The sequence below is a fragment of the Corticibacter populi genome, from assembly GCF_004217315.1.
Taxonomy (GTDB): domain Bacteria; phylum Pseudomonadota; class Gammaproteobacteria; order Burkholderiales; family Burkholderiaceae_C; genus Lampropedia; species Lampropedia populi.
The window spans coordinates 157,170-170,011 of the sequence record NZ_SGWR01000002.1; the positions used below are offsets into that span (position 1 = coordinate 157,170).

Here is a 12,842-nt window from a genome sequence, read left to right on the forward strand (position 1 = left end):
ATGGCACTAATTTGCACTTTAGCAGGATTTTGGGAGAACGGCCATGCCGAACACAATTATTTTCAATGGAATCAATGAGTTAGCCGCCACTCCACGAGATGCGGACTGGCGGATAAACATTATTGAAAAAGAACAACTTAGCAGGTGTATGCCAAGTTATGCATTAAGAGCAGGCAATGCCCTGCGGCATCGCTCACAAGATGTAACGCGACAAATCCTCGTCCTGGCTGAGCTCGCCAAGGCGCCCGTCGACGTAGGCGGCATCGATAACCAACGTCTGTCCCTGCAGCTTGGTGGCATTGAAGCTGACCTCGTCGAGCAGGCGTTCCATCACTGTGGAGAGGCGCCGCGCGCCAATGTTCTCGGTGCGTTCGTTGACGTCGTGGGCAATCTGCGCGAGCCGCTCGATGCCCTGGGGCTCGAACTGCAGCGTCACGCCCTCGGTTTCCAGCAGGGCCTGGTACTGCTTGACGATGGAGGCATGGGTGGAGACCAGGATGGCCTGGAAGTCCTGCACCGACAACGAACTGAGCTCGACGCGGATCGGGAAACGCCCCTGCAGTTCGGGAATCAGGTCGCTGGGCTTGGCCAAATGGAAAGCCCCCGAGGCAATGAAGAGGATGTGGTCGGTCTTGACCATGCCGTACTTGGTCTGCACCGTGGTGCCCTCGACCAGCGGCAGCAGGTCGCGCTGCACGCCCTGGCGCGAGACGTCGGAGCCGGAGGATTCGCTGCGCACCGCCACCTTGTCGATCTCGTCGATGAAGACGATGCCGTTCTGCTCGGCATTGCGCAAGGCGCTGCTGCGGATATCCTCCTCGTTGACCAGCTTGCCGGCTTCCTCATCGACCAGCAGCTTGCGCGCCTCGCCAATGCGCAGCTTGCGGCGCGTCTTGCGGTCCTGCTGCATCTGCCCCATCCACTCCCGCAGGCTCTCGGCCATGTCCTGCATGCCTGCCGGCCCCAGGATTTCCAGCTGCGGCTTGGCGTCACGCAGCTCCAGTTCGATTTCCTTGTCGTCGAGCTGCCCTTCGCGCAGTTTCTTGCGGAACACCTGGCGTGCGGTGCTGTCGGCCGTTGCCGGCGCCGAGGCCTGGGCGGACGCCGCAGCGGGAATCAGCACGTCAAGAATGCGGTCCTCGGCAGCGTCCTCGGCGCGGCTGCGCAGGCGACGCAGTTCCGCTTCGCGCTCGAGCTTGAGGGAGACCTCGACGAGGTCGCGGATGATGGAGTCGACATCCTTGCCGACATAGCCGACCTCGGTGAACTTGGTGGCCTCGACCTTGATGAAAGGTGCATCGGCCAGGCGCGCCAGGCGCCGCGCGATCTCGGTCTTGCCCACGCCGGTCGGGCCGATCATCAGGATGTTCTTGGGTGTGATCTCGGAGCGCAGACCTTCGGCGACCTGCTGGCGGCGCCAGCGGTTGCGCAAGGCAATGGCCACGGAACGCTTGGCCGAGGCCTGGCCAACCACATGGCGATCCAGCTCGGAGACGATTTCTTGGGGGGTCATGGATGACATACGGGGAATCTCCATCGGGGGGCAGAGACAAGGGAGAGGGGAATGGCTGTGCGCGTTCTGCGGCAAGCCCGGCACCAGCCACAAAGCCAGGCAGACCGCTCCAGCAGGCCCGGCAAAAGGCTGCCGGGTGCGGGCCCGCAACGACCTAAACGGCCTGTACCGGGACGCACCACGCGGGCATCACAGTACTTCGACGGTATGGTTCAGGTTCGTATAGATGCACAGTTCACCGGCGATCTTGAGCGACTCGCGCACGATCTGCTCGGCAGACAGCTCGGAATGCGCCAGCAGGGCCTTGGCGGCCGAATGCGCATAAGCGCCGCCCGAACCGATGGCCACGATGCCCTGTTCGGGTTCCAGCACATCGCCATTGCCGGTGATGATCAGCGAGGCGGTCTCATCGGCCACCGCCAGCATGGCTTCGAGGCGGCGCAGCACGCGGTCGGTGCGCCACTCCTTGGTCAACTCGATGGCCGAACGGGTCAGGTGGCCCTGGTGCTTGTCCAGCTTGGCCTCGAAGCGCTCGAACAGCGTGAACGCATCGGCCGTGGCTCCGGCAAAGCCGGCCAGCACGCGGCCCTGGTAGAGCTTGCGCACCTTGCGCGCCGTGCCCTTGACGACGATGTTGCCCAGCGTGACCTGGCCGTCGCCGCCAATGGCGACCTCGACCTTGCCCTCGGCAGTCTGCCGACGCACGCTCAGAATGGTGGTTCCGTGAAATTGTTCCATCGGCGCTATATCGGGCCGGCGGCCCGGTTTACAAGAGCGCAGAACCGCCGCTTTCGGATGTTTGTTCAGTTCTTGCGCGGCACGATGCGCGCAAGTTCGTTGATGCCTACCACGTTGAAGAACACCGCCACCAGTCGATGCACATTGGTGAAGGCCACCGCGCGGCCCTGGCTTTGCTGCTGGGCGGCCCAGTTGAGCACCGAGCCGGCGGCCGGGAAGTCGATGCTGAGCAGGCGACTGCAGTCGATGGCCACGGGGGCATCCGCCGGCAACTCGGCAACGGCATGGTCGAGCACCTCGGTGGCATCGTTTTCGACGCGCCCTTCCAAGGCTGCCTTGTGCAGTTCGGGCGCGGCCTGTTCGCTCCGTCCGGTAGCCATCAGCGTTGCTCCGGCACCTGCGGCATGCCCTTCCCCCTGGTAGCTCGCCTGTGGCGGTCGCCAGGCCGGGGGCGATTCTTCGTAGGTGACGGTGTAGTCCAGCGCAGCCTCCTCGAACGGCTCGGCCTGGCCGAACAGGCGCAGCAGTGCCAGACGCAGCTGCCACCAGGCGCGTGGCACCGCCGCGTCCCCGGTGGGGGTCTGGGCCTGCACCAGCGCCAGCAGTTGCTCGCCCCCGGTGAACTGCACCGCACCGGACTGATCGTTCAACGTCTCGATCAGCTCGCGCAGCGCCTCGACAGCGTCGGGCTGGATGCTCTTGAGGCGCGTCCAGTTGAACTGGTAGGGAGCGGCGGCGCGCCCCTGCAGCGCAGCCACCGTGGCCATGGTCTGCGGCGTCACGTCGGGTGGGCTGGTCCAGGAGAAATGGCGCTTGGCGACCGCATCGGCATCAGGCACGCCCAATTGCTCGGGCAGCGAGATCCAGACCGGTGCGGTGCGGCCAAAGCGCTTGGCGAAATCGATCGCCACGGCATCGAAGCGTTCCTGCTGTCCAGTGGCCCGGTACAGATCGAACAAGGTCATCCAGATGTCGACCTGCGCTGCCGGATCAGCGCCCGCATGCTTGCGGATCACGTCGACCAGCACCTTCTCGGCATCGGCCACACGGTTGCTGGCAAACAGAATGGACGCCTCTTCCAGGTCCGCTTGATGCACAAAATCCTCCTCAAAACCAAAATGCGCCCACATCGCCTCGATGGCACGAAGCCTGGCGATCACGGGGTCTTCTTCGGCCGGCGCCAGCGCGTCTGCCACCTGCCGTGCCAGCTTCTGCCGGGCCCGCTGTACTTGGGCAATAACGGCATCGGCAAAGAACAGGCTGTCTCCATCGGCCAGGAAGAAGTCCGAAGCTCCCTCCTGCGGCTCGCCGGCGCTTGCCTCGGGCAAGGTGGCCGGCCGCTTGGTGCCGGGTGAGCCGCCCGGCTGACCCTGCCACCATTGCTTGGAGAGCTGCTCCTCGATCTCGTTGATCTTCTGCAGCGTGCCCGAGCGGCTCTGGATGGTGTTCAGGGCCTGCTCGCCCTCGCTCCTGACGGCCGCTGCGCTGGATGCGAGCTTGGCCATGATACTCGGCGAAACCTGGGGCTGACGCTGTTTTTTCCGCGCATTGATGATCTTGCGCAATTGCGCGAATTCGCTGCGGCGAATGAAGTCGTTGCGGCGCTTGCGTTCGATGCGCTCGCGCACGAGTTGCTCGCTCGGATCCTCCTCGGCCGCGCTGTGCAGCGAGTCGAGTTCCTTCCAGTCGCGCGTCGGGTTGCTGACGAACTTGACAACCTTGGACAGGAAGCCCGGACTCGACGTGCTGTTGTGATCCTTGCTCATGGCCGGGCAGATGCTGGGGTCGTCAGGCGCCCTGCTGGCGCATCAGTCGCCAAACATCTTCTGCTTGAGTTCACGGCGCTGCTGCGCCTCCAGCGAGAGCGTGGCGGTCGGGCGCGCCAGCAGGCGGCCGATACCGATGGGCTCTCCGGTTTCCTCGCAGTAGCCATAGTCGCCGGCGTCGATGCTGGCGATCGACTGCTCGACCTTCTTGAGCAGCTTGCGCTCGCGGTCGCGGGTGCGCAGCTCGAGCGCGTGCTCCTCCTCGATGGTGGCGCGATCGGCCGGATCGGGCACCACCGAGACTTCCTCGCGCAGGTACTCGGTGGTGGCACCGGCCTTGCGCAGCATGTCGGCCTTGAGGCTCTCGAGCTTGTGGCGGAAAAAGGCCAGTTGCAGCGGATTCATGTAATCCTGCTCGGGCATGGCGAGAATGTCCTGATCGGTCAGGTTTGCCACATCGGGTGCCGATGCTGTCTTTGCCACATTGGCGGATGCCTTGGGGCTGGTCGTGGATTTGGTTGCCATGGCTGGTACAGCCCTTCCTGAATCAAAACCGAGAGATTGCAACGGGTCTGCCCGCTCCGGCACGCCACCGCTGCATAAAGGCACCGGACGCGGTCGACGTGGGGACGTGAGATACAGGCTTCGCCGACCCAGGCAGCGAACCCCTCGGGCCGTCAAACCCCTCATGATGCTGCCTTGGGCGCAGGCATTGTAGCCAGATTACTCGAAAAAACCACGCAAACCGCAAAAATGCCCGGATCTGGCATCAAACAGCCTTCAAAACCACGCGAGCCACCCATCACAGCGCGGCCACGACCGTGGTCTGGAAGGACTGGCACGGCAGGCCTTCCCGTATCCACTGTTCGAGGAAATTCCTGCGGCCGAACTGCTATGCCGCGTGGCCTTCGGCGCTGGCCTGGTGTGCCCGATCCTGCAGTGCCACCAGCGACTGGTCCAGCCCCTGCACCAGGATGTCCCTGGGCAGGTCGATGCCGATGAACACCATCTTGCTGATGCGTTCCTCGCCGGGCTGCCAGGCAGGCCCCAGATCACTGCCCATGAGCTGGTGCACGCCCTGGAAGATCACCTTGCGGTCGGTGCCCTGCATGTCGAGCACGCCCTTGTAACGCAGCATCTTCGGGCCGTAGACATTGACGATGGCGCCCAGGAAGTCCTCGAGCTTGACCGGATCGAACGGCCGGTTGGCCCTGTAGACGAAGCTCTTGACATCATCGTCGTGGTGATGGTGATGGGGGTGCGAGCAGTGCTCGTCATGGCAGTGCTCGCCATGCGCGTGCCCATGGTGGCCGTCATGGGCATGATCGTGGTGCGCATGCCCGTCATCATGTCCATGGCCATCGCCCTCGAGCAGCTCCGGGTCGATGTCCAGCTTGGCATTGAGGTTGAAACCGCGCAGGTCCAGCACCTTGCCCAGCGGTACCTCGCCGAAGTGCACAGCCTCGATGGGCGCGCGCGGGTTGATGTGCTTGAGGCGATGGATCAGCGCCTCTTTTTCCTGCTCGCTCACCAGATCGGTCTTGGAGAGGAAGATCTGGTCGGCAAAGCCGACCTGCCGGCGCGCCTCCTGGCGGTCGTCGAGCTGCTGCTGGGCATGCCTCGCATCGACCAGGGTGATGATGCTGTCGAGCAGGTAGTTCTCGGCCACCTCGTCGTCCATGAAGAAGGTCTGTATCACCGGGCCCGGATCGGCCAGGCCGGTGGTTTCAATGATGACGCGGTCGAACGTCAGCTCGCCGGCGCGGCGCCTGCCTGCCAGGGTCTGCAGGGTCTGGCGCAGGTCGTCGCGGATGGTGCAGCAGATGCAGCCATTGCTCATCTGCACGATCTGCTCACCCTCATTGCGCACCAGAATGTCGTTGTCGATGTTTTCCTCACCGAATTCGTTCTCGATCACGGCGATGCGCTGGCCATGCGCCTCCTGCAGAACCCGGTTGAGCAAAGTGGTCTTGCCGGCGCCCAGAAAGCCGGTCAGGATGGTTGCGGAGATCAGTGCCATGGAAAATCCTGTCATGGAGCGCCTGGCACATCGCCAGGCGATCGTTGCGGCGCATGCCGGAAGCACGCGCCAAGAAAAAAGCGCGCCGATGCGGGTCGCATCATGGCGCGCCATTCAGTTTACTGCGTTCGTCAAGCCCTGGCAGGCGGCGCTTTTCCTGCGCTGTCCACCGCGGCGGTGGAAAAACCTGTGGACAAGCTGTCGCCGGCCATGGGATGGCCCAGTGAAGGCCGGTAGGCTGCACAAATAACAGGCATGAACAGGCATGCGGCGCAGCAGGCCTGGCGAGACGACCGCTCAGCGCGGCACTGACGCAGCCGGCGGCCTCCTGCCCGGAGCCTTGCCAGTGGTCGGCGCACCGGCAGTGCCGGCCGGTTCGGGCTTCGCGGCCCTTGTTGTCTTCGTGGTCTTGCCTGCGGTTTTCCTGGCGGGTTGCTTCACCGTCTTCTTCACGGTCTTCGCAGCCGGCTTTTTCGCCGCCCCACCCGCGCTGCCCGCGCCTCGCGCCCTGGTTGCTTGCGCTGCGGGTTGGTCGCCGCCTGCCACGGCGTCCTCGGCCGCCGTCTGTGGCGCTGCCGCAGCCATGTTGCGGCCCAGATCATCCAGCGCCTGGCTGGCAATGCCCTGGAACTGCTCGGTCAGCGCCCCCCACCATTGCATGGCCTGTGCCTGGGCGGCCTGCAACTCCGCCAGTCCAGGGCTGGCGGTGCGCTCATCCTGCGCATCGGCAGCGTCCTCGCCGTCGGCGGGTCCGGCACTGCTGGCCGCCTGGGGCGCCTCGGTCGGTGCCGCAGCCTCGGCTGGCGACGCAGCGGCCCATGCCGCAGCGCTTTCAGCGCCGCGCTCCATGCCTCGACCAACCTCCTGATGCACCGCCTGCGCGAACTGCTGTGCGCCCAGGTTCATGCTCCTGAGCGTGGCCAGCGTCATCTTCTGCACCTCCAGTGCCTGGATGGTGGCATCCAGCGCACGGCTGTTCTGCTCCAGCCAGAACTTGACGGTGCGCAGCTCGTCGATGCGCTTCTGGACCTCGCCGGCATCCAGCGTGGGTGCCAGCCAATGCTGGAAAGCAGCAGCCGGACCTGCCATGCCAGCGGCACCGGCGCCGGTGCCGCTGGCGGCCGAAGTGCCGGCCAGCCCGGCGGGTACCAGTTGGCGCAGAAAGTCGAAGCCCGGCACGAAGCGGGTGAACTCCATCCATTGCGATTGGGCGTTGTCATTGGACATGTCTTGCCTCCCAGGCCTGGGCCGAACATCATATTCACCAAGTCAGCAAAGCACTGATGCCGGCACGCCCGGCGGCTGCCTGCGGCAGGGCCGCTGCTTGGAGTACCATCGGCCGCAATATCCCCGTTTTATCGCTGGCTGGCAAGTCCAGCGAACCCTATGGACGCCACGGCGCAAGAAGAACCGACCCCACGCCCGATGCGGCGCATCGCCCACCTCGACATGGATGCCTTTTTCGCATCGGTGGAGTTGCTGCGCCAGCCCCAGCTCAAGGGCCTGCCGCTGGTCGTCGGCGGTGGCCGGCGCGGCCCCGGCTGGTTGGACGATGCCGCGCTCGAGGCCCTTCCGCCGAACGAGATTCCACTGGAAAAGTTCGCCCGCCTCAAAAGCTATGTGGGACGCGGCGTCATCACCACCGCCACCTACGAGGCGCGCCAGTTCGGCATCGGTTCGGCCATGGGCATGATGAAGGCCGCGCAGCTGTGTCCGGAAGCCTACAGGCTGCCGGCCGATTTCGACGAGTACCGGCGCTATTCGCGCCAGTTCAAACACGTCATCACCGCCATTGCCCCGGTGATGGAGGACCGCGGCATCGACGAGGTCTACATCGACTTCACCGACGTGCCCGGTGGCCAGCGCGAGGGCGGCCGGGTGCTGGCGCGGCTGATCCAGAAATCGATCTTCGAAGCCACCGGACTGACCTGCTCGATCGGCGTGGCTCCCAACAAGCTGCTGGCCAAGATGGCCAGCGAGTTCAACAAGCCCCATGGTATTTCGATCCTCCATGAAGAGGACCTGCAGACGCGCATCTGGCCGCTGCCGTGCCGCAAGATCAACGGCATCGGACCCAAGTCGGGCCAGAAGCTCGAGCAGATGGACATTCACAGCATCGGTGAATTGGCGGCGCAGCCGCTGGCGCTGCTGATCGAGCAATTCGGCAAATCCTATGGCGCCTGGCTGCATGCGGTGGCCTGGGGGCGCGACGACCGGCCGCTGGAGACCGAGAGCGAACCGGTCTCGATGAGCCGCGAGACCACCTTCGAGCGCGACTTGCATGCGGTGCAGGACCGCCAGGCGCTCTCGACCATCTTCAGCTCGCTGTGCGAGCGGGTGGCGGCCGATCTGCAGCGCAAGGGGTATGTGGGGCGCACCATCGGCATCAAGATCCGCTATGGCGACTTCCGCATCGCCACGCGCGCCCAGTCGATCGATGGCTATACCAGCGATGTCGCGCTGATCCGCCAGGTGGCCGGCCTTTGTCTCAAGCGCGTGGACCTGCAGCGGCGCTTCCGGCTGCTGGGCGTGAAGGTCGATGGCCTGCGGCCGGCAGCCACGCCAGGCCTTGCCATCCTCAGCGGAGCCCAGCAGAGCGGACACAAAAAGGCCCGGCAGGATGCCGGGCCACAGTTGCCGCTCGATTTCGGCTGAAGCTCAGGTTCGGCTGCGCGCCATGCTCAGAGCGAGTTCATAGTCTCGGCGCGCTTGCCGTTGTGGCAGGAGAACCATGGCTGCAAGGAGCAAACCACAGCCCGGCTGGTGGCCCGCGAAAAGATCGTGAACAGATTACTCAGAACGCCGGCACGATGGCGCCCTTGTACTTGGTCTCGATGAAGGCCTTGACCTCGGGGGTGCGCAGTGCCTGGACCAGCTTGCCGATGGCCGGATCATTGACGCGATCGGCCCGCGTGGCAATGAAGTTGGCGTACACCGAATCACCACCCTCGATCAGCAATGCGTCCTGAGTCGGCACCAGTCCGGCCTCCAGCGCGTAGTTGGTGTTGATCAGGGCCAGGTCGACGTCATCGAGCGCGCGTGGCAGGATGGCCGCTTCCAGCTCGCGGAACTGCAGCTTCTTGGGGTTCTCGGCAATGTCCGCCGGGGTGGCGCTGATCTTGCTGTGGTCCTTGAGCTTGATGACGCCGAACTTGTCGAGCAGCAGCAGTGCGCGGCCGGAGTTGGTCGGGTCATTGGGAATCGCCACGATGGCACCGTCCCTGAGTTCGTCGATCGCCTTGATCTTCTTCGAATAGGCGCCGAAAGGCTCGACATGGATGCCGCCACCCGGCACTGCCACGATGCTGGTCTTGCGGTCGGCGTTGAAGCTGTCGAGGTACGGCTGGTGCTGGAAATAGTTGGCATCGAGCTGCTTTTCCTCCACGGCGGTGTTGGGCAGCACGTAGTCGGTGAATTCCTTGATCTCCAGGTCGATGCCCTGCTGCTTGAGCACGGGCACTACCTGCTCCAGGATTTCGGCATGCGGCACCGGCGAGGCACCTACCACCAGCTTCTGCTGCGCATGGGCGCTCCAGGCCAGCAGCGAGAGGGCAAGCAGAGGTACAAATTTCTTGATCATGCGGATACTCCTTGTTCGACGATGTTTTGGAAGGCCATGAATCGGCCCGGTGGCGGCGATTGTAGGCACGACCCCATATATCGATAAAAGAATATATAAGAATATAAATATAGCCATCAATGCATATATCTATTCCATTCCTCCCATTCCATCAAGCCCGCGCACGACCAGTCGCAACGGTGCCGGTACCCCGTGGGCCTGGGCCGCGAGGCCCTGAGCATCCGCCCACATCCCGGCGCCCAGCGTCCGCGCAATGGCTTCTGGATCGGCTGTCTCACTGAGCTGCAGCACGGCCGGCAGCAGCTGGATGTCCATGTGCGTGAGCACATGCGTGAGCGCGGGCAGCCAGCCGGGCCGGGGGTCATCGAGCCCCAGGGCCGTCACGGCCTGCAGCATTTCGGGCTCCGACGCATAGCTCGGAAAGCAGTACAGCCCGGCCCAGACACCGGTGTCCGGGCGCTTTTGCAACCACAACCGGCCCGACGGGTCGCGCAGCATCAGCCACCACCAGGCCACCGCCTTGCGCTTGAGCTTGCGGCTGCGCACCGGGAAGTCCAGCTCCCGGGCGCTCCGGTGCGCCAAGCAATCCTGCGCCACCGGGCACTGCTCGCACCGCGGCTGGCGCGGCGTGCACAGTTGCGCGCCCAGGTCCATCATGCCCTGGGTGTAGCTGGGCATGTCGCGCACCAGCGCCTCGGGCGAACCATGCGGCAGCAGCGCATCAGCCTGCCGCCAGAGGTCCTCGATGGCACGCGCGCTGGACAGGTCTTCGCCAAATGCCAGATGGCGCGCCAGAACCCGGCGCACATTGGCGTCGAGAATCGCGACCCGCTCGCCAAAGCAAAAGGAAGCAATGGCGTTGGCGGTCGATGGCCCGATGCCGGGCAAGGTGGCCAGCGCAGCGGCGCTGTGCGGAAACTCGCCCTGCCATTGGCTGGCGACGGCTCGTGCGGCACGGTGCAGATTGCGCGCCCGGCTGTAGTAGCCCAGGCCGCTCCAGAGCTGCAGCACGGCATCTTCGGACGCTGCGGCCAGCGCCTTCACATCCGGAAACGCTTCGAGAAAGCGACTGTAGTAGCGCAGCACGGTCTGCACCTGCGTCTGCTGCAGCATGATCTCGGAAAGCCAGACGCGGTAGGGATCACGGGTGTTCTGCCAGGGCAGTTGGTGGCGCCCATGCTGGCGCTGCCAGCGGATGACCCGCTGGGCAAAGGAGCCCGCAGCGCTCATGCCGGGTCCGAATGGGCCTGTGCGGCCGCCTGCAGGGCCCGGCCGGCGTCGTGCACGGTCTGCGCCAGCGCCTCGGAGCGGCGCTGCAGCTGCAGCTGGTCCTGCCGCACATCGATGAGGCGGTCGTCGAGCTCGCGCAGGCGCGTGCCCAAGTCCAGGTCGGCCTGCTGGATACGCTCGATGGTCTCGCTGCGCACCACGAAGTTGTGGCGGCGCTCCTTGAGCTGGATGTCCAGCTGTGCGGTACTGGCCTTGCTCCAGAGTTCCATCTCGTTGGCGGCGGCCTCGAACACGGCACGCAGGCGCATGGCGATGGCCGCCACCAGACGATCGGCGAATTCGCCCGAGGACATCTTGAAGGCGTTGCCGACCGAGAACATGTGCCGGTTGCTCTCGGCGATCTTTTGCAGATCCGCCTTGAAAGCGCTCAGGTCCAGCGTGGCCGGTGCGGCCAGGCTGAAACCGAACTCGGTGTTGAGGCTGACATAGGATTCGGCCAGCATACGCTGGATCTGCCCGGCAATGTCCTGGCTGCCCTCGAGCACCTCCTGCAGCCGCGCGAAGGTCTTCAGATAGGGCTTCTGGAAGCCCAGCGTGAGCATCTTGCCCTGCAGCTGCGCGGCCAGTTCGGCCAGCTCACGCTTGATGGTCTTGCCGCCGAGTTCGTGGAAGGCCTGATTGAGCAGCTTGTTCTGCGCCGCGCGCAGGCCCAGCACTTTATTGACGCAGGCATCGAACTCCTTGCGCTCGCGTGCCAGCCGCGCGCGGATGCTGCGACGCGCACTGGCATTCTTGCCCTGTAAGCCGGCGATCTCCTGGCTTTGCTCGGTCAGGTCGCGCAACCGCATACCCAGCAGACGCTGGGCTTCGGCACTGATCTCGGCCAGGCCCGTCAGCAGGCTCTGGTGCAGGATCAGGTGGCGCTGGCCCAACAGGCTGTCGACCAGCACCGATTCAAGCTGCCGGATGGCGCTGGCGCGCACCAGCGCGGCATCGCGCGTGATCTTGCCCACCAGCGCCTTCTGCGCGGAAACCGCCAGCACGTGGTTGACCGGCACCCCGAGCGTCTGCGCCACGCCATGACGCTGGCGGCGAATCTGCTCGGCCTGCTCCTCCTTGCTGGTGAGCGCATCCCACAGCGTATCGATCTTGTTGAGCACGATCAGCCGCAGGCCCACCGCATCGATGTGGCGCAGCAGGTGCTCCTGCCAGATCTGCCGGTCCGAGCGGGTCACGCCGGTGTCGGCACCGAGGATGAAGAGCACCGCCTGCGCCTGCGGCAGCAGGCTCACCGTCAGCTCCGGTTCGGCGCCAATGGCGTTGAGGCCCGGCGTGTCGAGGATCACCAGCCCCTTCTTGAGCAACGGATGCGGAAAGTTGATGACGGCATGGCGCCACCGCGGCACCTCGACGAGGCCGGCGGGTGTCAATGGCGGGTTGTCGGCGGGATCCTCGTCGTTCCAGAAACCCAGGCGCCTGGCCTCCTCCTGGCTGACCTGCGTGGTCTCGGTGACGCGCTGGACGGCCTTGGCCACGTCGTCGGCCGAGCGCGCGTCGATGGGCACCGTCAGCCACGAACTGCCCTTGAGGCGCCAGTCGGCCAGACTGGCACTGAGCTTGCGCGTCTCGATCGGCAACAGCTGGACACTGGGCGGGCGCGCCGCATCCCAGGTCAGCTCGGTCGGGCACATGGTGGTGCGGCCGGCGCTGGCGGGCATGATGCGTCGACCGTAGCTGGAGAAGAACAGGGCGTTGATCAGCTCGGATTTGCCACGTGAATATTCGGCCACGAAGGCCACGGTGATCTTGTCGTCGAAAGCCTGCTCCTGCAGGCGTGCAAGGCGTTCGAGCGCGGCGCTGCTGCCAAGGCCCCGCTCGGCCAGCCATTGCGCAAAGGCCTGCAGTTCCTTGACGAAGACCTCCCGCCACTGGCCATACTCGTCGAAACGCTGGTTGAATGTCTGGCCCTCAGCCGCCACGCTTGTTGCTTCCATC

Annotated in this window: 10 protein-coding genes; 1 reads left to right on the forward strand and 9 read right to left on the reverse strand. The window is 64.9% G+C overall.

All coding sequences use genetic code 11. From position 1 onward, the window contains the following. Positions 1-193: 193 nt before the first annotated feature. The 6 genes from hslU to EV687_RS06940 all read right to left on the reverse strand — a co-directional run bounded on the left by hslU (position 194) and on the right by EV687_RS06940 (position 7,264). A complete protein-coding gene (hslU, locus tag EV687_RS06910) occupies positions 194-1,522 on the reverse strand; it encodes an ATP-dependent protease ATPase subunit HslU (protein WP_122230680.1) in 1,329 nt (442 codons plus the stop codon). 180 nt (positions 1,523-1,702) lie between these two features. Next, positions 1,703-2,251 carry an ATP-dependent protease subunit HslV gene (hslV, locus tag EV687_RS06915; RefSeq protein ID WP_122230683.1) on the reverse strand — a complete coding sequence of 183 codons (549 nt, stop codon included), beginning with the start codon at positions 2,249-2,251 and terminating at the stop codon, positions 1,703-1,705. A gap of 65 nt (positions 2,252-2,316) precedes the next feature. Further along, positions 2,317-4,017 (reverse strand): STAS domain-containing protein, encoded by a 1,701-nt coding sequence (locus tag EV687_RS06920; protein ID WP_122230685.1) that lies wholly within the window; start codon positions 4,015-4,017, stop codon positions 2,317-2,319. A 42-nt stretch (positions 4,018-4,059) separates the two neighbouring features. Then, on the reverse strand, positions 4,060-4,542 hold the full coding sequence (dksA, locus tag EV687_RS06925) for an RNA polymerase-binding protein DksA (protein ID WP_122230687.1): 483 nt from the start codon (positions 4,540-4,542) through the stop codon (positions 4,060-4,062). A 367-nt stretch (positions 4,543-4,909) separates the two neighbouring features. Then, on the reverse strand, positions 4,910-6,037 hold the full coding sequence (locus EV687_RS06930) for a CobW family GTP-binding protein (protein WP_122230689.1): 1,128 nt from the start codon (positions 6,035-6,037) through the stop codon (positions 4,910-4,912). A gap of 297 nt (positions 6,038-6,334) precedes the next feature. After that, positions 6,335-7,264: a PhaM family polyhydroxyalkanoate granule multifunctional regulatory protein gene (locus EV687_RS06940; protein ID WP_207226407.1), complete on the reverse strand. Its 930-nt coding sequence runs from the start codon at positions 7,262-7,264 to the stop codon at positions 6,335-6,337. Between the two features lie 198 nt (positions 7,265-7,462). On the opposite strand from EV687_RS06940, the gene EV687_RS06945 reads away from it, so the two are divergent. Further along, positions 7,463-8,692: a Y-family DNA polymerase gene (locus EV687_RS06945; protein ID WP_207226408.1), complete on the forward strand. Its 1,230-nt coding sequence runs from the start codon at positions 7,463-7,465 to the stop codon at positions 8,690-8,692. A 139-nt stretch (positions 8,693-8,831) separates the two neighbouring features. Here EV687_RS06945 and EV687_RS06950 read toward each other — a convergent pair whose 3' ends face one another. The 3 genes from EV687_RS06950 to EV687_RS06960 all read right to left on the reverse strand — a co-directional run bounded on the left by EV687_RS06950 (position 8,832) and on the right by EV687_RS06960 (position 12,841). After that, positions 8,832-9,617 (reverse strand): MetQ/NlpA family ABC transporter substrate-binding protein, encoded by a 786-nt coding sequence (locus tag EV687_RS06950; RefSeq protein ID WP_122230691.1) that lies wholly within the window; start codon positions 9,615-9,617, stop codon positions 8,832-8,834. 129 nt (positions 9,618-9,746) lie between these two features. Next, complete coding sequence (gene mutY / locus EV687_RS06955) at positions 9,747-10,847, reverse strand: A/G-specific adenine glycosylase (protein ID WP_122230693.1); 1,101 nt, start codon at positions 10,845-10,847, stop codon at positions 9,747-9,749. Next, complete coding sequence (locus EV687_RS06960) at positions 10,844-12,841, reverse strand: dynamin family protein (protein ID WP_165392812.1); 1,998 nt, start codon at positions 12,839-12,841, stop codon at positions 10,844-10,846. The genes mutY and EV687_RS06960 overlap by 4 nt, the downstream gene beginning before the upstream one ends. Between the last annotated feature and the right edge of the window lies 1 nt (position 12,842).

Excerpts from the sequence above, each read along its gene's own strand:
- EV687_RS06940 (WP_207226407.1), bottom strand. The coding sequence starts at position 7,264 with ATGTCCAATGACAACGCCCAATCGCAATGGATGGAGTTCACCCGCTTC.
- EV687_RS06920 (WP_122230685.1), bottom strand. The coding sequence starts at position 4,017 with ATGAGCAAGGATCACAACAGCACGTCGAGTCCGGGCTTCCTGTCCAAG.
- mutY (WP_122230693.1), bottom strand. The coding sequence starts at position 10,847 with ATGAGCGCTGCGGGCTCCTTTGCCCAGCGGGTCATCCGCTGGCAGCGC.
- hslU (WP_122230680.1), bottom strand. The coding sequence starts at position 1,522 with ATGTCATCCATGACCCCCCAAGAAATCGTCTCCGAGCTGGATCGCCAT.
- EV687_RS06950 (WP_122230691.1), bottom strand. The coding sequence starts at position 9,617 with ATGATCAAGAAATTTGTACCTCTGCTTGCCCTCTCGCTGCTGGCCTGG.
- EV687_RS06960 (WP_165392812.1), bottom strand. The coding sequence starts at position 12,841 with ATGGAAGCAACAAGCGTGGCGGCTGAGGGCCAGACATTCAACCAGCGT.
- EV687_RS06945 (WP_207226408.1), top strand. The coding sequence starts at position 7,463 with ATGCGGCGCATCGCCCACCTCGACATGGATGCCTTTTTCGCATCGGTG.
- EV687_RS06930 (WP_122230689.1), bottom strand. The coding sequence starts at position 6,037 with ATGGCACTGATCTCCGCAACCATCCTGACCGGCTTTCTGGGCGCCGGC.
- dksA (WP_122230687.1), bottom strand. The coding sequence starts at position 4,542 with ATGGCAACCAAATCCACGACCAGCCCCAAGGCATCCGCCAATGTGGCA.
- hslV (WP_122230683.1), bottom strand. The coding sequence starts at position 2,251 with ATGGAACAATTTCACGGAACCACCATTCTGAGCGTGCGTCGGCAGACT.